The sequence below is a fragment of the Leclercia sp. GHBNCSD genome (assembly GCF_055805075.1).
Genome location: NZ_JBQVYO010000001.1, coordinates 3,038,572 through 3,061,487 on the forward strand (window position 1 = coordinate 3,038,572; position 22,916 = coordinate 3,061,487).

Below are 22,916 nucleotides of genomic sequence, written 5' to 3' on the forward strand. Positions count from 1 at the left end.
TTACCGGGCACTTACCCCGTGGCGATGTCGCCAGGGGCGCTATTCTCAACAACAATCCCAGTCTGCTGGCTGAGATTGTTGTTGGCTTATTTATCTGCTTCTTTTTTTCTTTTTACGCTCTTGTAACCTGGCTTTAATCCAGATGCCGAAAGCAAGTATTAAGCCGCCAGCGATACCTTTCCTTAAGGCATCACTGAAAGCTTCTCTCCAATCGAACTCAAATACATTTATTTTAAAATAAACGATTACTGAAACGATTAGATAGCCGATGACTACCGCAATAAACAATATGCTTACACATATGCAAACCAGTTTAACCAAATCCTTAATGTTAATTTTTTCCATTTTTCTTTCCTGCATTGTCAAGTTTATCTTTAACTTTATTGCCGGAAACCTCTCCCACAGTGGCCCCCGTAGCTGCTCCAATTATTTCAGCACTACCTTCTTTTATAACAGGTTTTAGCTGCTCGGTTGCCACTTTGCCAATACCACCACCAAATAGAGAGCCAACTCCGGCGCCAATAGTTGAGTTAGTTGGATCTTCACCTTTAATACTACTACCTATTGCCGCACCACCCATATTTATAGGAGTTGAAACCAGAATACCTTTCCCCGTTGTTGCTGCGGCTGTTACTCCCGCCATGATTGCGTCCACATAACTGAAAGGATCCTTTCCTGCCAGTTGCACACCCGTATTTACTCCAATACCAATTGCAGCATTAGCGGCCATACCTTTCACAGTAATGCCCAGCACGCTGCCCCCGAACATGACAGGTGCGTCGCCAATGCTGGCATTCGATTTATGGTAGCCCCAGGTATTCATGATTGTCTGAGCCTTAGACATGGCCTCAGAGTCAGGGTTACGTTTCATGTAATCCTGTCCGGAGAGCAAACCTTTGACCAGTTCTTGCGAAACAGCAGAACCGTATTCCCTCTCCATCTCTGATGCGTAAACACGTAAGTAACCTGCCAATTCAGCCCGTTCATTGCTGCTCATCTGTGATGGATCTTTAGTAAATTTAGAAACCAGTGCATCGCTACGTTTGTCGGCATTTTCCAGCTTGATTAGCTCATTGGCAGTTGCTAATGACTTATCACCGTTCTTAATTTTCTCAACGGCTTTGTCAAGTTTGTCTGAAGATGTAGAACCAAGGAAATTATTCTCAACCGTCGTTTTACCCGCCTGCGCCCCCGCCACAGCAGACGCAGAGCTGTCGCCCACCAGTCCACCGGACAAGCCCGCCGCCAGCGTCGCCAGCGCAGAAACCGTCTGCTTCTGGGTTTCGTCCAGCTCGTCGGCCGGTTTCCCGTACATCTCGGTGGCGATCATCCCCACCAGCTCGCCCGTGGCGGCACCGGCGGCGCCCGCCAGCGCGTCCTGGCCCTGGGCGGCGGCGAGCGCAGCGTTGACCACCGCGTGGGCGGCGACTTTGCCCGCGTCGTTCAGACCGCTGTAGTGACCAATCACCTCCGCCACGTATGGCGCAGCACCGCCCGCGAGAGCGGCACTGAGATCGCTCCCGGCCAGCCCCTGAACCGCTGCCGTCGCCGCCTGAATCGCCTGCTGATACTGCCCGCCGGTGCCAAAGCCGGAGGCACTGAGCGCGTCGTTATACGCTGTCTGGTAGATCTGGCTGTTAATGTCTTCAAGAGTCGCGGTTTTGCCCGGGTTGGCTTTCTCCCACGCCGCTTTCGCCTCCTGCAGATCCTGCGCGTTGACGTTTTTCAGCTTCTCTTTCGCCGCGTTGGTGGCGCGGATGCCGCCCTCGGTGCGGGCAATATCCGCTACCTGATTGCCAATCTCACCGATGAGCTGCGCCTGCTGGAGCCGCTCCTGCTCTTTCTCTTTGTCGAAGATAGGGGAGAGGGTCTGGTTGGCGTGCTCCACGTCCCGGCTGAGCTGGTTGACATCCTGGACCTGACGATCCTGATCGCGGACAATCAGGGTGCCGTCCGATACTGCCGCGTGCGTGGTGCTGCTGTCATGCCCGTCGCGGTTCGCCCCCACCAGCAGGCCGTTCGCCATATTCCCGGCAAACTGGCTGCCGATGCTGCCCCCGGTGCTCATCCCCACGCTCTGGTGTTCCACCTCGAAGTCGGCGCGGTTTTCGATATCGCTGAAGCCAATGGTGCCGGTATCGAGACGGTTTTTATCAGCGGTAGCCGTAGAGCCAATCACCGCCCCGTTGAGCTGGGTATGTTCGCCCACGGTGACGTCGTAGCCGCCTTTGCCGGCGAAGATCCCGGTCTGCTCCACGACAGAGTCGTAGTTGCTGTGCATCTTGTCGCGGCTGAGGTTGACGCTGGCCGAACCGGTCATGGAGCCGATGCTGAAGCTGCCCCCCGCGCTGGCGTTCTGCTGTTTCGAGTCGTAGCGATCGCTGTCCTGCTCGGAGGTGAGGGTCAGGTTGCGGCCAATCTCCGCTCGCACCGTGTCGCCGCTCACCTGGGCCCCGGTCAGGGTGGCGTCACGTCCGGTCAGGATATTCACCTGGCGGCCCGCGTCCAGGGTGGTTTCGCTGTGGGTGGTGCCGGTGCCGCTCTCGTTGCCCTTGCCGCGGTTGACGCTGGCGGAGATGTTGATGCCCGCGCCGCCGGAGCCGTATCCGATGCCCACCCCGACGCTGCCGCCCTTGCTCTCGTTTTTGCCATCCAGCAGCTGGGTGTTTTGCGCCGAGCGCAGGTAGAGATCGCGGTTGGCGGCGAGGGTCAGATCGTTGCCCGCCTTCAGCTGGCTGCCTTCCACAGTCAGATCCCCGTCCGCGCCGCGCGCGCCGCTGCCGGTGGCGACAACGCTCAGATCGCGCCCGGCGTTAAGCGTGCTGCCCTGGGCGGTGTTCTGCTCGCTGTACTGGGTCGATTTCGACGACTGGCTGCCGTAAGAGAGGCTGATGCCCACGGTATTGGTGTTTGATTTGTCTGCCCCCAGCGCCTGGTCCATGCGTGCGGCCTGGGCAGCCTGCACGCCGGAGAGCGCGGCCTTCACGCCCTGCAACGCCTGCATGCGGCTGCTGCCGGAGGATTTCGCCTGCTGGGAGGCCTCAACGGCGCTGTTCAGCGCGCTGCCGACGGTGCCGGAGAGCGCCAGGGTCAGCCCGGAGGTTTTCTGCTCCACCTCATGGGTTTGCTGGCTGCGGTTGTTCACCGCCGTGATGTCGACATTTTTACCCGTGAGCGTCATGTCCTGACCGGCCACCAGATCCGAGCCGCTTACCGTCAGGCGCTCCCCCGCCCGCAGGGTCAGGTCGCCGTCGACGCTGCCGACGGTGCTGCCCGCCTGGGTCGCGTCCGCGCCGGTGTCGGTGGTTTTGATGCTCTGTGTACCGACGCTAAAGCCGATCCCGCCCGAGCTCAGCAGCCCCGATTTTTTCTCCTGCTTCAGGTGCAGCTCGTTATTGCGTTCGGCCTGGGTCTCCACGCTCAGGTTGTTGCCTGCCAGCAGGGCCACATCCCCCGTGCCCGCCACGTTACTGCCGCGCACGGTGAGATCGTTTCCGGCGGTGAGGTTAACGGTGTCGCCGTTCAGCTCGCTACTCTGCACCGTCTGGCGGGCAATCTGGTCGCGGGTGGTGGTGGTGGTTTTTGACAGCCAGCCGTTACCGCCCACCACTTTATGCCGTTCGTCCAGATCCTGGCTGTTTTCGCCTGCCGTCAGGGTCAGGTTATTCCCGGCGCTGACGTTCAGCGCCTGCCCGGCGGAGAGGGCAGCGGCGCGGGCGTTGAGGTCATTCCCGGCGGCCAGGGTGACGTCCCCTTTGCCGGTCACCTCGCTGCCGATGCTGTTGGTCTGGCCCTGTTTCAGGCTGTTGTCGCCATCCCACACCAGGCTATCGCGGCTGGCGGTCTGAAGATCGTTGAGGGTCATATCCCGCCCGGCCACCAGCTGCGCTTTGCCGTTCTCGCCGCTGGCGATCACCTGTGCGCCGGTCAGGGTGATATCCCGCCCGGACTGCAACGCCAGTTTGCCGTCGTCGCCCTGGACGTAGATGCCGGAGACGCTGTCGATGGTGGTGCGGGCGAAGCGGTTCTCGCCGTTAACGCTGTCGGCACTGAGGGTGGTGCTGGTGAGATTGATATCGCGTCCGGCGCTGGCCAGCACGCTGTTGTCACCCACGATGGCACCGCCGATATTGTTGATATCGGTGCGCGCGTTGAGGTTGACGTCCGCCCCCTGAATCGTCCCGGTCTGGTTGGTGATGTTGTCGGCGTCCAGTTGCAGGACTTTGCGCCCGGCAAGGGTGCCACGGTTAAACAGGTCGCCGTTAAGCTTGATGGAGACGTTGTTCCCGGCAATCAGCGCGCCAGAGCCGTCGATATCACCCGGTTTCACTTTGGCGTAGACCTGCGGCACCAGCACGTTCTCGGTGGAGCCGTCCGGCATCTTCACCCGGGTATTGACCAGCCAGACGATATCCCCGGTCAGCAGCGCCATCTGCTCTGGCGTCAGCGCCACGCCGATCTTCAGGTCGTACTGCTTGCCGAAGGTGATGCCGCGATCCATCAGCGCCTTGTACTGCTCTTCGTCGTTGCTGTAGCCATCCAGGTAGCGCTGGCCGGTGATGCCAATCACCTGCTCGCGGATCAGGCGCTGCTCGTAGTAGCCATCCCCCAGCCGTTTCAGCGTGTTGTCGCCATCGGCGGTAAAGGCGTCCTGCATATAGTCGCTGCCGAGCCACTGGCGCTCGTTAGTGAAGCGCGGATCGGTCTCCACCAGGTACGGCACCTCCGCCGACGGGTTCACCTTGAACAGGCTGTTGTCCGGCAGGGTGGTGTTGGGGCCGATAATGCGGATCGCACCGTCGGCCGGGGTCACTTCAAACTGCTGTCCGGCAGGTGGGGTCACCGGCTCGCCCGGCGAAACGGTCTGCTGCGGGGCGGGTTTCACCCCGGCGGCCTGGCCAATGGTCACGTCCGTTCCCTGTAGTACCAGCGGAGTGATGCTGAGATTGCTGCCCTCGACGCTGCCGTTGCTGATCAGCTGGCCCGGCTTCAGGGAGATGTCCTGAATGGTGGTGGGCGGGGTATATGCCGTGCGGTCGCGCCCCTGCTCATCGTCGCCCTTGTGGCGAATACGGTAGTAGTGGGTGACGGTGCCTTCATCGGTGGTGTAACGCTTGCCGGGCACGTCCTCGTTCTGCACGCTGCCCAGCTGGTCGATTGCCAGGGTGCCGCCTGCAATCACCTGGCTCTTGTCGTTAAACAGTTTGTCACCGGTCAGCAGCAGGTTGCCCCCGGCGAGGATCTTCGCCGGGTCGCTCTCTTTGATGCGCGTTTCGTCAATGGTGCGGGTGTAGTCGTACTGGTTGAAGTTGTCGTTATTTGCGCCGCTGTCTTCTGGCGTATTCAGGTTACGCAGTCCGTCGGAAGAGTTGTCATCCACCCAGACGCCTTTTTCTGTCGAACTCCAGCGGTTGGTTGACCCCGTGTGCTGATAGTCGGTGAGCTCTTCCTGCGACACCCGCACCACCTCGGTGGAGAAGTGGTCGTTGATGTTGTTGATCTGCCCGGCGGCAATCGCCATATCCCCGGCGGATTCAATGGTCGAGCTGTGGTTATTGAGGGTCCCGGCGCGGCCAGTGACGGCGCCGTTATCATCCAGCGCGCCGCCGATGGTCATGCTGCCCGCACTGTAGATCAGGCCGTGGTCGGCGTTGTTCAGGGTCTGCACGCCGAGGTTGACGCGCTCGCGCCCGGCCAGCGTCGCTGCGGTGCCGTTTTCGGCGAGGTTGTTAAAGGTACCCACATTTACCCCCACCGCATCGCCGTAAATCCGTCCGGTGCCGGTGTTGGTCAGGGTGTCGGCGTTGATGCGGGTGGCGATCCCGTCGATCAGGCCGGTGTTGCGTACCGTGCCGCGGGCCGTCAGGGTGGTGCTGCCGGCGTTGATTTCACCGCTGGCGAGGTTATTAAGATTCGCGCTCTGCACGTTGAGGGCGCTGCCCGCCATCAGCTGGCCGCTGTTGGTCAGATCGCCATCGGTGGTGAACGTCAGGTTGCCGTTGGCGAGGGTAGTGCCGCTGTTGTTCACGCCGCGGGTGCTGTGAAGCGTCATATCCCCCAGCGACAGCAGCTGGCCGCTGGCATCCAGAGACTGAGCCTCCACGCGCAGCGCTTTACCCGCTTTCAGGGTGCCGTCCGCGTTCAGCAGATTCAGGGCGCTACCGCTGAGATCCAGGGTATCACCCGAGGCCAGCACCCCCGCGCCGTTGTTCAGCACGCCGCTGTTATTGATGCTCAGGGTGTTATTCGCCAGGATACTGCCGCGCTGGTTATCCAGACTCCCGGTGTTCAGCGCCAGGCTCTGGCCCTCCAGCCCCTGGTTCTCGCCGAGCGTACTGGTGTTAACAAATTCCAGGGCAGTGAGGGTCACGCTTTTGCCGCTGCGGATCAGCCCGGAGACGTTATCCACCATACCCTGGGCGCTGTCGAGGAGCAGGTCGCCCACCGACTGGATCTCTCCGCCGCCGTTCTGCAGGTTACTGGTATTCAGGGCGGTATCGGCCTCGCCAATCACCCGTCCGCCGTTGCGGTTATCGAGGTTCTTTGCCGCCACATCCGCCGCGCCGCTGGCCGCCAGGGTGCCAGCCTGGTTATTCACGGTGTCCGCCGAGAGGTTCAGTGCCCCCAGGCTGTTCAGGGTGCCCGCGCTATTATCCAGCGTGCCGGAGGTGACAGCCACGCCATCGCCCTGCAGCACGCCTTTTTTATTGATGAGCTGCGAGGTGCCCAGCGACAGGCTCCCTGTCGCAGCAAGCTGCCCGGACGTATTATTCAGCGTGCCGCCGTTGAAATTCAGGCTGTTGCCGGAGAAGGTAGTCCCCTGGCTGTTATCCAGCAGGCCGCCGCTGAGGGTCATAGCCCCGACCGATTTCAGCGCGCCGCCGTTATTGGTGAGGGTGTCGAACCCGGCGGTCAACGTCCGGTTCGCGCCAATCTGCCCGTCGGTGTTGTCGATAGCCCCCGCGGTCAGGCTAAAATCGCCCTCGCTCGCCAGGAAGCCGCGCTGGTTATTCAGCGCGCCGCTCTCAAGATTAAGGGAACCCTGAGAGAGCAGGGCGCCGTCGCGGTTATCCAGGGCGCCGCCGTTGAGGGCCAGTGTCGCGCCGTCGGCGACAATCACCCCCTGCTGGTTGTCGAGGCTTGCGGCGCTTATGCGCTGGGTTTTCGCCGCCTCAATGCGGCCTTTGGCGTTGTTTACCGCCTGCTGGCTGGCAATCTCGCCGTCACCCGCGCCAGCTGAGATCAACCCCTGCTGATTGTTTACGCTCCCGGCCTCAAGCCGGGTGTTGCCCGCTACCGCCACGATCTGCCCGGCGTTGTTGTCGAGGGTCCCGGCCTTAAGCTGCACGCCGTTCGCCGCGCCAATCTGCCCCTGCTGGTTATTGAGGGCGCCCGGCAGGTCTACCGCCAGGGTGCTGCCGCCGCGCTGCACGATGTTGCCTTTCTGGTTGCTGAGGTCGTGGGCGCTGACGCTGATGGTCTCCGCCCCCAGCGTGCCGCCGTTGTTATTGAGCATTTTGCCGGTACGCACAGTCAGTTCGCTGGCGTTAACCTTCGCGCTGGCGGTGCTCACGCCTTCCGCGCCGCCGTCCAGCAGCACGCGTTTGCCCTGGGTCTGGCTGCCGCTGACGTCCACCCCCTGGCCGCTGGCACTGAGATTGCCGCCCGCCAGGGTTTGCCCGTGGGCGCTCAGCTGGCCGCGGGTGCTGATTTCCAGATCCCCCGCATCGGCGAGCTTGCCGTCGCTTTTTACCCCGGCGGCCAGCACGCTCTGCTGACTGCCGGTGAAGCTGGCCGCGTTCACCCGGACGTTATTCGCGGCGGTCATCACGCCGCTGTTGTGCACTTCCCCTGCGGTTTGCAGGCTGGCACTGTCGCCAGCGCGCAGGGTGCCGCTGTTCTCGATGCGGCCGTCAGCGGAGATCGTTACGCTGCCCGCCTGGGCGCCAATGGCCCCGGCGTTACGTACCCCGACGCCGCTCTCGGTGCCGACCATGCGGATTTTGCCTGCGTACATGCCGCCGAGGCTGGCCACGTCCACCGCCAGCTGCGGACGGGTGGCAGGATCGTCACTGCCTTTTTCGATCGTCTCGTGGGCGGCATCCACCTTGTTACGCCCGGTGGTGACCTTCAGATCCTTGGCCCACAGCCCGGCATTAACCTTCACCGAGCGGGCAATGATGTCGGTGTAATCCGCGCCAGAGGTGTCCATCCCCGCGCCTTCAACCACCACTTCGCCGCGCTCGACGTTAAACCCGGTCAGCGCGCCGTCTTTCATCTGCGGCTGGCCGGTGGTGAGGGTGGCGCGGTTGGCGTTGATAAAGCCGCAGCCGCTACAGGTAATGCCTGACGGGTTGGCGATCACCACCTGGGCTTTTTTACCGGCCACTTCGATCATGCCGTTCAGCTTGCTCGGGTCGCGGGAGCTCACCTCGTTGAGGATCACTTTAGCTTCGCCTTTTGCCAGCCACGGGTTGCCCGCCACCATGCCGCCGATGTTGGTCTGCACGTTTTTGTGCGAGTTGTTGAGGATCGCCCCTTTGCTCTCCACGTCGAACTGGGTGTAGTTGTTACGCGACACCCCCGCAGCAGATGGCGTCTGGATATTGACCTGCGGCGTGCCGTTGGCGCTGTTGATGACCGTTGGCTGCTGGTTTTTTGGCGCACCGGCGTCGGCCACGATAGTGGCCTGCGCCGTCTGCACGGCCCCCATCGCCAGCCACAGGCTAAAGCTTAAGGCGCTCACCTTGCCGATAAGCTGGCTGTGGGTATGGCCAATGCCGGAAGAACGGGACGAACCCGCGCGGCCGGAGCGGGCGATATCCGCCACCACCATCAGCATGCCGCGCGCTTTGTTAAAGACAATTCGGTACAGGTTCTTATTCATGGTTCATTCCTTTAAACGCTTCCGGCAGGCTCACGGTGAGCGGGTGATTCTGTTGCCACTCTCTGGCGTGTTGACGGCTGACGCGGCTGCCGTGGAACAGCATTACGCGCTTGCCACGCGCCGCGCCGCGGTGATACAGCGCGCGGCAGACGTGGTCGGGGAAGATATCGCGACGCATCAGGTTATACATCGCGGCGGTATGGCCGAAGGGGGCGATCCAGTCGCAGAACCAGATCCGATCCCCGCAGTCCCAGTCCGCCTCTCGCATCTCGATGGCGGGGCGGGTGAGGTAGCGGACTTCCGCCTCCTCGTTCAGCCAGGCCCAGCTGAGGAAAAAGACCGGGCGGTCGTTTTCGCTCACCAGCACGTACTGGCGGCGCTTGATGATCGGCAGCAGCAGGGTGGGCAGGGCGTGCAGGGGGGCGTCCCGGTGCATCGGGGAGTGCATCCACAGCCAGACGGTGGCGCCCAGCACTTCGGCCTCGCTCTCCTCACCGCCGAGGATCAGCGGCGCTTTGATATCCAGATCTCCGACGCGCATCACCAGCTCCAGTTGAGGTTAAAGCCGAGCGTCAGATCGCTGGTTTCAAAGCCGTCCGGCTTCGAGAATGGCGTCCCGGCGAACAGGTCGTAGCCGGTGTTAAAGGCGTTGCCGCGCAGGCCCGCTACGCCGCCCGCCAGATGTTTACCCACCTGGAGATCGGAACTGTAACCGCCCACCTCGCCGTAGTCGGCGCCCAGATAGAACTCCTGGTTCGGCAGCGGCGTGCGCCAGGCCAGATCGTTACGCACGTACCAGCCGTGGCTGGCGCTGAGGGTGCGTTCGCCGTCAAAGCCGCGCACCGTCCAGCGGTTGCCGATGGCGAACTGATCCTGCGGCGTCAGCGGCGTGTTGCTGATCTGACGCAGGTACTGCACGTTGTAGCGGAAGTTTTGCGTACCGATGGCAAACGGCAGATCGAGCTGGGCGCTCAGCAGGGTAATTTTGCCAAGCGCGGTGGCATCGCCCCAGTACTCTTCCGGCGCAGGCCGGGCACCGAACCAGCGGGTGCCGCGCTGATAGCTGATGCCCGCATCCAGCGTCGCCTGGCCGATGTAGTGGCGATGATCCAGCCCGATGCGCCAGCCCGCGGTCTGACGGCGCTGGACGCCCACTTCCGTATCGTCGATATAGTTGCGGGTCTCCCGCGCCAGCACGTCGTAAGAGAAGGTGGTTTTTTGTGAGCCGCTGCGGTGCAGCACCCGGCTGAGCTGAATGTCGAGGTTTTTACTTTTACCGCTGTAGCGATAATCCTCGTTCAGCCCGGCGACGGTCTGGTGGTAGTCGTAGTCGCTGCCGGTGACGCCCAGCATCCAGTAGCCAAACGGCACCGAGTAGTGGGCGGTGACGTTTTTACTCCCTTTGCCGCCCTTGTCGTTCAGATCGTGGCTGGCAGAGACATAGAGCAGATCGCTCAGCGAGAAGGGGTTATCCAGCGACAGCGTCACGCCGCCCTGGTAGCGCCCGGTGGTTTCGGTCCCGGCATCGTCCAGCGACAGGCCGATACGCCACATTTTGCTCTGCTTGCGGGTGATGACCACGTCGCTCTCGCCCGGGTTTTCCCCCGGCAGCAGCTCCATACTGGCCTCAACCGTTGGCAGGCGCTGTAAGTTTTCCAGCCCCTGTTCAATATCGCGCAGATCCAGCAGGTTGCCTTCGTGAGCCGGGAAGGCGCTGTAGAGCTGGATATAGTCGTCGCTCTCTTCGGTCAGCTTCACGTGGCGGATAGTGCCCGGCACGATGGCAAGCTTCAGGGTGCCGCTCTTCAGATCCTGCGACGGGGCCAGCACGCGGGTGGTGATCCAGCCGTGGTCGACGATGCGGTTCTGCAGGGTGCTCATCAGCAGGTTAATGCCCTTGCCGCCCAGACAGCGCCCCTGCGCCTGGTCCGCAATACGCTGCAACGGCACCCAGTGGGGCAGGGCCTCCTCGCCGCTCAGCTCGACGCGGTTAATCGGAAAACAGGGCGTTTCGGTCGGGAAGGCAATGTTACCAAAACCGGATGACGGTTCTGAAAGGCGCACATCCGGGACCGGCGGGGTTAATTGCTCCTCTAATGCTCTCTGGCGCTGCTGCTGAATAATAAATTGATTATCGGGTGGCGCCGCATGGGCAGAGACCATTAAAGACAGACCAGAGGCTGTCGCCATTATCAGGGCAATATTATGTCGGGCTTTCATCGGCGAATCCGTGCTGTGTAAGCAATAAAGAAGGCAATGTGAATTTGTGTAAAATTGTTTAAGTATTGCGAGGGGAAGGAAAGGGGGATTAATCCTAAAGCCCGGAATTATCCGAGTTTTTGGCTCCTTAAATCTGGTAGGTTAAGGTTTAGAGAATATATTCCTCAGGGTTCTCGTGGATATTCGGGAATATCCACGAGAAACTTAAGTGAAATTTACGCTATTTCTGAATACGGTCGACACGGACCACCGGTGGATTTGATTTTTTATCCAGACTGCCGTTAATGCTGATCATATTATCGGGCTGGACGGTACGGCCATCAAATACCGCCTGGGGGATCACCGTATCAATAGTGCCGGTTTTATCGCGGAATTTAAATTTATCGCCGCCGGAACCTTCTATGAGATTACCGCGCAGGGAGATCGTAGCCCCGTCGTGCATCTCTTTGGCCTGCTCCACGGTCATGATGCGGGCATCTTCCGCGCCACGATAACCATCATCCAGCGCGTGCGGTGGAGGAGGGGCAGTATCTTTCTTCAGTCCACCATTATCATCGGCATATACAGCCGGAATTATAAGACAACACAATAAGGGTGCGACGGATAATTTCATACAGCCTCCTTGGTTTAGCCTGCTTGACAGATTAAGCCTGGTTGCTATTTTTTATTTTGCAAACAGGAACAGTCTTAATCAAATTTATCGATAAAAATCATCTGGCTGCATAATATTAATTAACGAGACGGTGAGGTGATAAATGGCAAAAGCCAAAGAAAATCCCCCTGAATTGCCCGGCGTCAAACAGAGTCATGCTGCCCTGCAGTTTGAATACGATGCGCACCGCTTCGGTTTTGTTCTGTTAATACTCATTATCACCGCTGCGCTGTCAGGACTTTTTTCTGGTGGCTATTTTAGCGAAGCGACAAAGAGTAACGCTCCGGGTAATTTGCAGGTGGAGTATGAACGTTTTGGACGCTTGCAAACGCCCATTGAGTTGAAAATTAGCGTGCCAGAACAGAGTACTACGCCGCTGACGTTGCGCATCGGCGGCGAATATATGGAACGGATGCAAACCGATAATATCTGGCCGCAGCCCGATGAAATGTACAGCGAGGGCGGGGAGATCGTGTTGGTTTATCAGGAACCGCGCAAGGGTTTAACCGTCTGGCTCTATACCACCCCACAACGCCCCGGCAAAACCGACCTCTCTGTCACGGTAAATAATCAACCGGGCCTCTCTTTCTGGCAATTTATCTATCCCTAAGGCACCAATATGGAAATGATACTCAGGGCGGTGGCGATTTATCTGATTTTGCTGGTGGTATTTAAAATCGCTGGCAGGCGGGCGCTGCTGCAAATGACCAGCTTCGATCTGATCCTGTTATTAATTATTAGTGAAGCTACTCAACAGGCGCTGCTGGGGGATGATTTTTCCGTCACCGGCGCCATGCTCACCATTATTACGCTGGTGGTGGTGGATATGCTGTTTGGCATGGTAAAAAAATATATATCCGGTGCGGAATCGGCCATCGACGGCTCCCCGGTTATTCTGGTGGTGCACGGTGAACTGCAAAACGAAAAATTAAAGAAAGTCGATGTCTCCTGCGACGACATTCTGGTCTCTGCCCGGCAAAATCACGGCATAACCACTCTGGAAGAAATTAAATACGCCATACTTGAACGTAATGGTCATATTTCGATTATTCCTGAAGAGAGTGCATCATGAAAGAAAATGAAAATGTCTGGAACCAGGCCAAAACCACCAAAGAACTCACCAGCCAGGTATCAACTGTCCTGATCGATCTGGGCTGGCTGCTTACTACCGCAGAATCCTGCACCGGCGGCAACCTGGCCTCTGCGCTCTGCGCCGAGAAAGATACCGCCTCGTTCTTTGGTACCGGCGTGGTCACCTTTAACAACGAAGCTAAACACAAGGTACTGGGTGTCAACAATGCCACCCTGGAAAAATATACCGCCGTCAGTAGCCAGACGGTGGGCGAGATGGCTCAGGGCGCACTGGAGCTTGCCGACGCGGATATCAGCATCGCCATCAGCGGTTATGCCGGGCCGGACGGCGGTGAGGATGGCACTCCGGCAGGCACCGTCTGGTTTGGTTGGTCTTTTCGCGGTGAGGTCACTACCGCCGTGCAGCACTTCACCGGCGAGTGTGAAGATGTGATTGAGAAAGCGGTTCGTTACGCGCTTTCTGAACTGTTGCGGCAGATCCCGCACTGGAAAAAGCAACTGCATTAAGGAGAGCATGATGAGCGTTGTGGTGATCACCGGAGCGACGGCTGGCGTGGGCAAAGCCACGGCGCTGCGTTTTGCAGAGGCGGGCTATCACGTGGGGATTATCGCCCGGGATGACCTCAGTCTTGAGGCGGCGCGGGCCGAAATTGAACGCTTCGGCGTGAAGTGTCACACGGTGAATGCCGATGTGACGGACGCGTCGGCCATCATGGCGGCGGCCAACGCGTTCGAGACGCAGCTCGGCGCAATTGATGTATGGATCAACAACGCCATGTGCGGGGTACTGGCGCCGTTTCGCGCCATGAGCGATGAGGAGTTTCGCCGGGTCACGGACGTAACCTACCTGGGCTACGTTAACGGCACCCGGGCGGCATTGTCCGTGATGACCCCGCGCGATGCGGGACAGATTATCCAGGTGGGCTCTGCGCTGGCTTACCGCTCCATCCCGCTCCAGTCCGCCTACTGCGGCGCGAAAGCGGCGATCCGCGGCTTTACCGACGCGGTACGCACCGAGCTTATCCACGAGCGTATCAATATCCAGCTGACGATGGTGCAGATGCCGGGCCTTAACACGCCGCAGTTTAGCTGGGCGCGCAATAAGTTTGCCTTCGCCATGCGCCCAATCGGACCGGTCTACGAGCCGGAGGTGGCCGCCGAGGCAATTTTCAACGTGACCCGCCGCCCGGTGCGGGAGCTGTGGGTCGGGCGCAGCACCATGCAGGCGATTATCGGCCAGTTTCTCTTCCCCGGCCTGCTGGATCGCATGATGGTGAAAAAGGCGTGGGAAGGGCAGATGACCAACGAACTCAACGTCCCCGAGCGGCAGGATTATCTTTCCGGGCCGGTCAGGGGGATGCACCAGGTCCACGGGCGCTTTTCCGACGAGTCGAGAACCCGGGCGACGGCCATCACCTCCGGCGTGCCGGGGAAAGTACTGCTGGGTAGCGCTGCGCTGGCGGGGCTGCTGCTGGTGGGGAAACTGATCACCCGGCGGAAATAGGGTAAGCAGTATCGTTTTGTAGGCCGGGTAAGGCAAAGCCGTCACCCGGCTTTTTATTGCGCAACGCCCGTTGGCGCGATGCTTGCCGGGCCTACGGGGGCTGTGGTAGGCCGGGTAAGCGTCAGCGCCACCCGGCAATGCTGCCGCGCTTAATGGTAGCCTTCGGTGTCGGTCACCTTGCCGCGAAACACGTAGTAGCTCCAGGCGGTATAGACCAGAATCAACGGGATGATCAGCAGCGTGCCCACCAGCATAAAGAGCTGGCTGGACGGCGGCGCGGCGGCGTCCCAGATGGTGATGCGTGGCGGGATAATGTTGGGCCACAGGCTGATGCCGAGCCCGCTAAAGCCAAGGAAGATCAGCCCGAGGGTCAGCAGGAAGGGCCGGGTATGGCTGTGCGGATCGCGGGTGAGTCGCCAGATCCACAGACCGAAGATCCCCACCAGCAGCGGCACCGGCAGGAAGTAGAAGAAGTTCGGCAATGTGAACCAGCGGTCGGCCACATATTGCCAGCCGAGCGGGGTCCAGACGCTTACCACCGCCACGACCGCCAGCAGCGCCAGCAGCACCTTGCGGGTCAAATCCCGCATATGGCGTTGTAATGCCCCTTCGCTTTTCATAATCAGCCAGGTGGTGCCCAGCAGGGTATAGGCCACCATCAGCCCCAGCCCGCAGAAGAGGTTAAAGGGGGTCAGCCAGTCCAGCGACGAACCCGCGAAGCGGCGGCCTTCAACGTCAAAGCCGTTAATCATCGCCCCGACGACAATCCCCTGGCTGAAGGTCGCCAGCAGCGAGCCCCCGGCGAAGGAGTAGTCCCAGAAGGCGCGGTGCGACGGTGTGGCTTTAAAACGAAACTCGAACGCCACCCCGCGGAAGATGAGCCCGATCAGCATCGCGGTCAACGGGATGGTAAGGGCGTCGATAACCACCGCATAGGCCAGCGGGAAGGCGCCAAACAGCCCGGCTCCCCCCAGCACCAGCCAGGTTTCGTTTCCGTCCCATACCGGGGCGACGCTGTTTACCATCACGTCGCGCGCCTGCGGGTCGCGCTCAAAGTAGAAGAGCATGCCGATACCTAAATCGAAGCCATCCATGATGATGTACATCAGGGTGGCGAAAACGATGATGGCAAACCAGATAACTGAGATATCGACGCCCATTACAGTTTCTCCTCTTCCGGAACCGGTTCTGCCGCCGAGAGCGGGCGTGCGGGTCTGCCGTCGGTCTTCATCGAGAGATTATCGGTAGGCTGCGGTCCTTTCTTAATCAACCGCACCAGATAGACTAACCCCACGCCAAATACCGAGCAGTAAACAACGATAAACGCCAGCAGGCTGATGCTCATTTGCAGGGTGCTGTGCAGCGACACCGCATCAATGGTGCGCAGATAGCCATATACGACCCACGGCTGGCGGCCCACCTCGGTCGTGACCCAGCCGGCGAGGATCGCGACTACACCCGCTGGCCCCATACTCAGGGCAAAGCGGTGGAACGGGCGGGAGTGATAGAGCCGATGGCGATGGCGCAACCAAAGGCTGATAACCCCCATCAGGATCATCAGCAGCCCCAGGCCCACCATCACGCGGAACGACCAGAAGACGATGAGCGAGTTAGGGCGCTCATCTTTCGGGAAATCTTTCAGCGCCGGGACCTGCTTATCCAGGCTGTGGGTGAGGATCAGGCTGCCAAGCGCCGGGATCTCCAGCCCATACTTGGTGCGCTCCTCTTCCATATCGGGCACACCAAACAGCAGCAGGGGCGTCGCTTCGCCAGGGGGATTTTCCCAATGCCCTTCGATGGCGGCGATTTTTGCCGGCTGGTGTTCGAGGGTGTTCAGGCCGTGCATATCCCCGACAAAGGCCTGAATCGGCGCCACCAGCAGCGCCATCCACAGCGCCATTGAGAACATTTTGCGCACCGCCGGGCTGTCGTTACCGCGCAGCAGATGCCATGCCCCGGAGGCGCCAACAAACAGGGCGCTGCTCAGGAAGGCGGCGATGGACATGTGGATCAGACGATACGGGAAAGAGGGGTTAAAGATGATGGCGAACCAGTCCTCGGGGATGACCTGACCGTTCTCGATGCTAAAGCCCTGCGGCGTGTGCATCCAGCTGTTGGAGGCGAGGATCCAGAAGGTGGACATCAGAGTGCCCAGCGCCACCATACAGGTGGCAAAGAAGTGCAGGCCAGGCCCAACCTTGTTCCAGCCAAACAGCATGACCCCAAGGAAACCCGCTTCGAGGAAGAAGGCGGTGAGCACTTCATAGGTGAGCAGCGGGCCGGTGATGCTGCCGGCAAACTGCGAAAAGCCACTCCAGTTGGTGCCAAACTGGTAAGCCATCACCAGCCCGGAGACCACGCCCATGCCGAAGTTAACGGCGAAGATTTTTAACCAGAAATGATAGAGCGAGCGCCAGACATCATTTTTCGTTCTCAGCCACATCCCCTCCAGTACCACCAGATAGCTGGCAAGGCCGATGGTTAACGCCGGGAAGATAATATGAAATGAGACAGTGAAGGCAAACTGAAGCCTGGCGAGATAAAACGCATCGAGTTCGAACATCGTACTCTTCCCCTGTCAGCGAAAAGCCCCGTATAAAACGGGGCATCGTGGTACGGCTGTTGTTGCGGGCGGGGTTACGGTTTATTTTTACCGGCACCCAGCTCAGCGCCAGTGAGCGGATCGGCTGTTGGATCCGACTCGGTGCGGCTCGCCATCGCTTTGAGTAGTGCGGCCTGCTCTTTCGTGAGCGTAACCTCAGCGCTGCCATCGCCGCCATCAACGGCGGGTTGCGGATCGGCAACGTACTCAAAGTTTTCATCGCTGTTCCAGCTGCCGCGAAGATCATCACCTGCAGACATATTGTAGTAGGTGGTTGCGTATTGTTCGATTGGCGGTAGTTTCCCTGGTGGGAAATTATTGCGAATCGACTGCAACGCCTTCTCAAACGAGAGCTGGTGTGCGGCTTCACGGGTCATCAGGAACGCAAGGGCATCTTTTACCCCGACATCGTCAGTGACGTTGATCAGGCGTTCATAGATGATTTTGGCGCGTGCTTCCGCCGCGATGTTGGAGCGCAAATCGGCGGTGGCTTCCCCGATAGTATCGATATACGCCGCAGTCCATGGCACGCCTGCGGAGTTGGTCAGCGGTGGCCCACCGCCATACAGCAGGGAGGTGATATGGCTGTCGTTACCGTTTTGCGTCAGTGAGCGGTAGAGTTCCGCTTCACTTTCGGTGCCTTCCGCCAGTTCGCCTTTGGCGCCTTTGTTCAGCATGCCGACCAGCGTACCGATGATCTCAAGGTGGCTGAGCTCTTCGGTCGCGATATCCATCAGCATCTCTCTGCGGCCTGGATCGTCATCGCCCAGCCCCTGGGTGAAGTAACGGCAGGCGGCCGCCAGCTCGCCCTGTGGGCCGCCAAACTGTTCAAGCAGCAGGTTTGCCAGGCCGGGGTTCGGCTCGGCAACGCGGACGGTATACTGCAATTGTTTTACGTGTCGAAACATACGCTCACTCCCTGGTTATTTTTTCGCTTCGACACCGTCAGCATCTGAGCGCAGCAGGAACTGCTCAGTCGTGTCAGGAATATGCTGGATCAGCCAGTCGGCCATGCGCTGCTCTTCGGCGAGGATCGATTCGATCGCTGGAATCGATGCCACGTCTCCGGCTTTTCGCGCCGCGGCCAGCAGGGAGGTATAGCAGGCAATTTCGAACTGCTCGAAAACGTAGCCGCTAATAGAGCCTTTTACGATTTCATCCGAGGTCATAATGCCGCCGACAGACTGGCCGAACGCCATCATTTTGCTCATGGAGTCTTTTAACATTGAGCGGGAAATATCGTTACGGTCGAGGATCTCTTCCAGTACATTTATTTGCTGTTTGGTTTCAGTAAGATGTTGCTCAATACGGGCGCGGACATCAGGATAATTATCGATACGGCTCGCCATTGATTCGAGCATAGATTCCGCTTGCTTTTCCATGGCGTGAGCATCGCGTAGCCAGTCATGGTAGTGTTCTACGTGATTCATATTTTCGTCCTCGGGTTCGGTTAATTCAGGCTTACTTTTCTGCTTTCTGATTAATATTACCGACTGCCAAATCGGTCAGTTTAAGATCGGTGGATTTCTCTTCTTCCAGCGTCTCGGCTAATAATTTGACCGCCTGGGTGTATCCTAATTGCTCCGCCAGGGTAGCGAGCGTGCCGTAGCTGGCAATTTCATAGTGTTCGACTTTTTGCGCCGCAGCGATTAATGCTGCATCACGCACTTCATTTTTTTCTGTGCTTTCAAGGACTTCATTGGCTTCTTCAATTAACCCTTCCATCGCCACGCATTTCATTCTTTTCAATTTAATATTTGGCGTTTTCTCGATGAGCTGATCGATACGCTCAATCTGACCATGGGTTTCTTCCAGGTGCGCTTTAAACGCAGCGCTCAGATCGGGGCTGGCGGCTTCGCGGGATAATTTAGCCAGCGCACGAGTAAGCTGTTTTTCTGCACTATAGGTATCGGATAACAAATGAATAAATACATCCTCTATACTTTTCATATTCATACTTTTTCTCCAGTGCTATAAAAATCTGCGAGCCCGCGGACCCGCAGAGGTTACCCATTAAAGTGAAGAACAGGCTTTAATAATGAGATGAATTAAGAGTTGTCAGACTTACGTCCGCCACCATGGCTATGCTGACCGCCCTTTTTACCTGCTTCGGAAGCGCGCTGCGGATCGTTTTTGAAATTACCACCGCTCTGCTGACCGCCTTTTTTCCCTGCTTCAGAGGCCTTTTCACGATCCTGTGCGAAATTACCTGAACCACCACGTTGCTCTGCCATATTATGTTTCCTCATTTACATCGTTTATGTCAGTAAGATACGTTTTTATTCGTATCCGTTGTCGTTCAGGATTAAATTTAGCCCCTATTTCAGAAGAGTCAAATGCGGTTTTGAAAATAAATTATCTTATGTTTTAAGATTTAACTGAATATATCGCTCCGCTTGTTTCGCAAATAAGTTTCGCCAAGGTAATGTAAACAAACGACCTTCCGGTTGTTCTGCTTTATCGCTTGTTTTGTGTTTCGCTGAAACGTTCGAGTCCAGGCGTGGCGGGGCTCTTTACGTAAGTTTACGTTCAGGGTGGCCCGCTTATAGCCCATATAAAAATATTGTACGTGGGATTAATCTTAATTGGTTTTTATATTATTTATGGACGTTGTTTTCGGCTGTTAAATAATATAACAAATTGTTTACGTATATTATGTATGGATTACAGTTACTCACGGAAATTACTACTTCAAAAAGGGTAAGCGAAGGACAAATAAAAGAACCTGATAAAGTATGATGGTAGATCGGGTACCCCAGGCAATACTCAACCGGAGCGGTGACGCGGTGTCACCCCGGAGGCGAAGGTGAACCCTATGCTTGATTTCATCTCTGGTGTCCTGATTCATACCCCCGTCTGGGTCTATCTGGTTCTGCTGTTCCTGATAAGCAGAGGCATCCGGGCGCGTAAGCCCGCCACCGTTGCGCTGGAAAAGCTCGCTATCGTTCCGGCCCTGTTTCTGATCTGGGATATCTACGACCTGCTGGTCTTTCGCACACTCACCTTCGGCACCGGCTCCCTGTGGCTGGCAGGTCTACTCAGCGGCGCGGCGATGGGCTATATCCTGAGCAAAGGGGTGACGGTGAGCCGGGCTGCCGCCCCGCGCAGCATTTACCGTTCGGCGGACTACTCGGCACTGCCCATTATGATGCTGGCCTTCGCGGTGAAATATGTGCTGGGAGCGATCAGCGCCATTGCGCCCGAGACGCTGCAGCGCCCCGGCGCAAGCGCCTTCGCCATCATTACCGGCGGGCTGTTCGCCGGGGTCTTTGTCGGCAAATTTGTACGCTACGTGCGGGTCTATTTGTCGGCACAGGTGCAGCAGTCGGGGTGAGAGGGCTCATCGTTCTGGATTAACCGGATAGCCACATTCCGCTGCAAACTCACCCAGACCGCCCGGCGGCGCGATGCAACATCAGGCGTGCCGCCGTTATGTCGGAACGCACTGAGAGGAAAATGGCAAACGCAACGGCAGGTAGACTGAGACGGCATGATAAACCAGCAGCCCACAGGAGCCCGGATGTTCACCCATATGCGTATTGCCAGACCTGTCATAAACCTCGACAACGCTTTCCTGATGTACAGCCAGGGATTAGGACTGAAAAAGATTGCGGACTTTAGCGATCATCAGGGCTTCAGCGGGATCATGTTAGGGCGGGAAGATTTACCCTGGCATATCGAATTTACCGTGTGCCACCACCATCCCGTTCAGCCTCTGCAAACGAACGAGGATCTGATCGTTCTCTATTATCCCGATAAAGCCGAATGGGAAGCGACCTGCGGGCGAATGCGCAGCGCGGGCTTTACGCAGGTAAATGCGTTTAACCCCTACTGGGAGGTCAATGGGCACACATTCGTGGATGACAACGGGTACCGGGTGGTGATTCAGAACCAGGCGTGGGGCTGAACTGACAGAGAGCCGCGTGGCAAAATGGCACTATCAAAACGGGCTGGCATGGCGGATATGGACAGGCTCCCCGTTGACCGGATGCACGAACCGCAGCTCGCTGGCGTGCAGCATCAGGCGCGGCGTGCGTTCGGTGCCGGGTATCTGCACTCCGCCATACAGGTCGCAGCCTAAAATCGGGTGGCCCAGCTGCTGGCAGTGAATGCGCAGCTGGTGGGTGCGCCCCGTCTCCGGCGTCAGTTCCACCCGCGTGACCGGCACATCACCCTGATAATGCCCGCGCTCCACCACCCGATAGCGGGAACGGGCGGGCTTGCCGTTGATAGCGCAAATCGACATCCGCGGGAACAGCGCCGGATCTTTGGCTATGGGGGCGTCTATCACCCCTTCATCATCGGCCAGATGCCCGCAGAGCAGGGCGGTGTAAGTCTTGGTTACGCTGCGCTGGCTGAACTGCTGGCAGAGAGCGGCATTGATCGCCTTGTTGCGGGCAATCACCATCAGCCCGGAGGTGCCAAAATCGAGGCGATGCACCAGCGTGCAGCCGGGAAAGGTCTGCACCAGCCGGTAGTGCACCGAATCGAGGTTTTGCGGATTTTTCCCCGACAGGCTGAGCAGCCCGCTGGGTTTATTGATCAGCACCAGATGGTCGTCCTGCCAGAGCGTCTCTATCGCCGCATGGCAGGGCGGGGCAATAAAATTATCGATAATCACTGACATCAGTCTGACCGCAGAAAGAGGAGGGAGACGGATGATAACCCATTATGTATGCGATTTAAGCTGTGACGTGTTATCGAGTCGTCTTATCGCCGGCACCAGGCTGGCGGCTACCGTGGCGAGAACCACGGCACAGGCCGCCACCAGCAGCACGTTGCTGGTGCCGTACTGGTTGGCCAGCGGCCCGGCGATAAGCTCGCCGCAGGGGATCGCCACAAACGATCCCACCGCATCGTAGGCATAGACGCGTGCCAGCTTATCCTGCGGAATATGCGTTTGCAGGGACTGGGCCCAGGCCACCCCAAAGAGGCCAAAGGTCACCCCGGCAATAAAGAACGCAGCAATCAGCCAGGGCGTGGAGGGGAGCAGGCTCAGCATAAAGATGGGCAGGGCGCAGCATGACACCAGCATCACGCCGATAAAGAGATCCCGGCGCGGTCGCCAGCGCAGGGCAAGGGAGGAGCCCACAATGAGGCCAATACTCTGGCATGCCAAAATAATCCCCCACTGCGCCCGGCCAAAAGAGGTATCTGCAATCACCGGCCCGAGCACCATCATTACCCCGCTAAAAGCGGCGTTAATAATGGTGAACTGCACGACGATCGACCACACCCAGGCCCGGCTGGCGAACTCCTGCCACCCCGCTTTTAAATCCTGCAGCATGTTGCTTTGAGAAGGCCCGGCTTCAAGGGCGGTCACGCGAATCATCAGGTAGAGGGGGGCGGCGGCGGCGAACCCCAGGGCATCAATGGCAAGCCCCCAGCCCGGTCCGACGGCGCCTGTCAGAACGCCGCCCAGCGACGCGCCGATAACCGTCCCGCTGTACACCCCGAGCTGAATGAAGGCGTTGGCTTCGCGCAGGCTTTTACCGGGGACCGTCTGGGGAACGAGGGCAGAAGAGGCGGGAAGGGTGATGCCCGCGGCGGCACCGTTTACCGCGCCAAGCAGGGTCAGGCTGAGCACCGTGGCGGACCCGTCCAGCACCGACCACGCCACGACAGCCTGTGAGATGGCGGCCACCACCGACGAGGAGACGAGCACCCGGCTGCGGGAGTAGCGGTCCGCTAATACTCCGCCCAGCAGCAGAAACAGCACGTTAAAAATCGAGCGGGAGGCCACGACGATACCTAAATCAGAGGCCGAGCCGCCAATATCCAGCACCGCAAATGCCAGCGCAATGGGGGCGATACCGTTGCCCAGAACGGTGAGAAAACGTGCGGCAAAAAGATGGCGAAAGGGGGAAAAATGATAAGCACGAACGCGTTTATTATCGGTTTTCATGGTGTTAATGGCTACGGGATGAGGGGAAGTACTATAAATGACCTGAAAGGCAAA

19 protein-coding genes are annotated in these 22,916 nt (G+C 58.6%); 6 read left to right on the plus strand and 13 right to left on the minus strand.

The genetic code is table 11. The features are described from left to right. Positions 1 to 90: 90 nt before the first annotated feature. The 5 genes from ACT3IC_RS14720 to ACT3IC_RS14740 all read right to left on the minus strand — a co-directional run bounded on the left by ACT3IC_RS14720 (position 91) and on the right by ACT3IC_RS14740 (position 11,720). Complete coding sequence (locus ACT3IC_RS14720; RefSeq protein WP_103180829.1) at positions 91 to 345, minus strand: hypothetical protein; 255 nt, start codon at positions 343 to 345, stop codon at positions 91 to 93. After that, on the minus strand, positions 332 to 8,887 hold the full coding sequence (locus ACT3IC_RS14725; RefSeq protein WP_473477974.1) for a two-partner secretion domain-containing protein: 8,556 nt from the start codon (positions 8,885 to 8,887) through the stop codon (positions 332 to 334). Before ACT3IC_RS14725 ends, ACT3IC_RS14720 begins: the two co-directional genes overlap by 14 nt. Then, positions 8,880 to 9,428 (minus strand): toxin-activating lysine-acyltransferase, encoded by a 549-nt coding sequence (locus ACT3IC_RS14730; RefSeq protein WP_420193562.1) that lies wholly within the window; start codon positions 9,426 to 9,428, stop codon positions 8,880 to 8,882. The genes ACT3IC_RS14725 and ACT3IC_RS14730 overlap by 8 nt, the downstream gene beginning before the upstream one ends. Next, positions 9,428 to 11,077: a ShlB/FhaC/HecB family hemolysin secretion/activation protein gene (locus tag ACT3IC_RS14735; RefSeq protein ID WP_236560492.1), complete on the minus strand. Its 1,650-nt coding sequence runs from the start codon at positions 11,075 to 11,077 to the stop codon at positions 9,428 to 9,430. The genes ACT3IC_RS14730 and ACT3IC_RS14735 overlap by 1 nt, the downstream gene beginning before the upstream one ends. A 250-nt stretch (positions 11,078 to 11,327) precedes the next feature. Further along, positions 11,328 to 11,720 (minus strand): YdeI family stress tolerance OB fold protein, encoded by a 393-nt coding sequence (locus tag ACT3IC_RS14740; protein WP_103180825.1) that lies wholly within the window; start codon positions 11,718 to 11,720, stop codon positions 11,328 to 11,330. A gap of 142 nt (positions 11,721 to 11,862) precedes the next feature. On the opposite strand from ACT3IC_RS14740, the gene ACT3IC_RS14745 reads away from it, so the two are divergent. From ACT3IC_RS14745 to ACT3IC_RS14760, 4 genes are read left to right on the plus strand one after another with little or no spacing between them, the layout of a single operon-like run. Next, on the plus strand, positions 11,863 to 12,369 hold the full coding sequence (locus ACT3IC_RS14745; protein WP_263950320.1) for a hypothetical protein: 507 nt from the start codon (positions 11,863 to 11,865) through the stop codon (positions 12,367 to 12,369). Positions 12,370 to 12,378: 9 nt separating this feature from the next. Then, positions 12,379 to 12,831: a DUF421 domain-containing protein gene (locus ACT3IC_RS14750; RefSeq protein ID WP_103180823.1), complete on the plus strand. Its 453-nt coding sequence runs from the start codon at positions 12,379 to 12,381 to the stop codon at positions 12,829 to 12,831. Further along, positions 12,828 to 13,358: a 2-oxo-tetronate isomerase gene (locus ACT3IC_RS14755; protein ID WP_156655127.1), complete on the plus strand. Its 531-nt coding sequence runs from the start codon at positions 12,828 to 12,830 to the stop codon at positions 13,356 to 13,358. Before ACT3IC_RS14750 ends, ACT3IC_RS14755 begins: the two co-directional genes overlap by 4 nt. A 10-nt stretch (positions 13,359 to 13,368) precedes the next feature. After that, positions 13,369 to 14,355 carry an SDR family oxidoreductase gene (locus tag ACT3IC_RS14760; protein WP_473478923.1) on the plus strand — a complete coding sequence of 329 codons (987 nt, stop codon included), beginning with the start codon at positions 13,369 to 13,371 and terminating at the stop codon, positions 14,353 to 14,355. A 149-nt stretch (positions 14,356 to 14,504) separates the two neighbouring features. Here the strand turns inward: ACT3IC_RS14760 and cydB are convergent, their stop codons facing one another. The 6 genes from cydB to ACT3IC_RS14790 form a co-directional block, all read right to left on the minus strand. Next, a complete protein-coding gene (gene cydB, locus ACT3IC_RS14765; protein ID WP_103180820.1) occupies positions 14,505 to 15,515 on the minus strand; it encodes a cytochrome d ubiquinol oxidase subunit II in 1,011 nt (336 codons plus the stop codon). After that, positions 15,515 to 16,918 carry a cytochrome ubiquinol oxidase subunit I gene (locus ACT3IC_RS14770; RefSeq protein WP_473477979.1) on the minus strand — a complete coding sequence of 468 codons (1,404 nt, stop codon included), beginning with the start codon at positions 16,916 to 16,918 and terminating at the stop codon, positions 15,515 to 15,517. Before ACT3IC_RS14770 ends, cydB begins: the two co-directional genes overlap by 1 nt. 74 nt (positions 16,919 to 16,992) lie before the next feature. Then, positions 16,993 to 17,865 (minus strand): manganese catalase family protein, encoded by an 873-nt coding sequence (locus ACT3IC_RS14775; protein ID WP_103180818.1) that lies wholly within the window; start codon positions 17,863 to 17,865, stop codon positions 16,993 to 16,995. 15 nt (positions 17,866 to 17,880) lie between these two features. Continuing rightward, positions 17,881 to 18,387 (minus strand): ferritin-like domain-containing protein, encoded by a 507-nt coding sequence (locus ACT3IC_RS14780; protein WP_103822602.1) that lies wholly within the window; start codon positions 18,385 to 18,387, stop codon positions 17,881 to 17,883. A 31-nt stretch (positions 18,388 to 18,418) separates the two neighbouring features. Next, positions 18,419 to 18,913, minus strand: coding sequence for a YciE/YciF ferroxidase family protein (locus ACT3IC_RS14785; RefSeq protein ID WP_103180816.1), 495 nt, complete (start codon positions 18,911 to 18,913; stop codon positions 18,419 to 18,421). Positions 18,914 to 19,005: 92 nt separating this feature from the next. After that, on the minus strand, positions 19,006 to 19,191 hold the full coding sequence (locus ACT3IC_RS14790; protein ID WP_103180815.1) for a con-10 family general stress protein: 186 nt from the start codon (positions 19,189 to 19,191) through the stop codon (positions 19,006 to 19,008). A gap of 581 nt (positions 19,192 to 19,772) precedes the next feature. On the opposite strand from ACT3IC_RS14790, the gene ACT3IC_RS14795 reads away from it, so the two are divergent. Both ACT3IC_RS14795 and ACT3IC_RS14800 read left to right on the plus strand, forming a co-directional pair. After that, entirely contained in the window at positions 19,773 to 20,291 is a 519-nt protein-coding gene (locus ACT3IC_RS14795; protein ID WP_156655125.1) for a hypothetical protein, read from the plus strand. Between the two features lie 186 nt (positions 20,292 to 20,477). Next, positions 20,478 to 20,864 carry a hypothetical protein gene (locus ACT3IC_RS14800; RefSeq protein ID WP_103180813.1) on the plus strand — a complete coding sequence of 129 codons (387 nt, stop codon included), beginning with the start codon at positions 20,478 to 20,480 and terminating at the stop codon, positions 20,862 to 20,864. A 33-nt stretch (positions 20,865 to 20,897) separates the two neighbouring features. On the opposite strand, the gene ACT3IC_RS14805 is transcribed toward ACT3IC_RS14800, so the two are convergent. Continuing rightward, positions 20,898 to 21,584 carry an RluA family pseudouridine synthase gene (locus ACT3IC_RS14805; protein WP_159340332.1) on the minus strand — a complete coding sequence of 229 codons (687 nt, stop codon included), beginning with the start codon at positions 21,582 to 21,584 and terminating at the stop codon, positions 20,898 to 20,900. A 42-nt stretch (positions 21,585 to 21,626) separates the two neighbouring features. Beyond that, a complete protein-coding gene (locus ACT3IC_RS14810) occupies positions 21,627 to 22,862 on the minus strand; it encodes an MFS transporter (RefSeq protein ID WP_156655124.1) in 1,236 nt (411 codons plus the stop codon). Positions 22,863 to 22,916 lie beyond the last annotated feature (54 nt).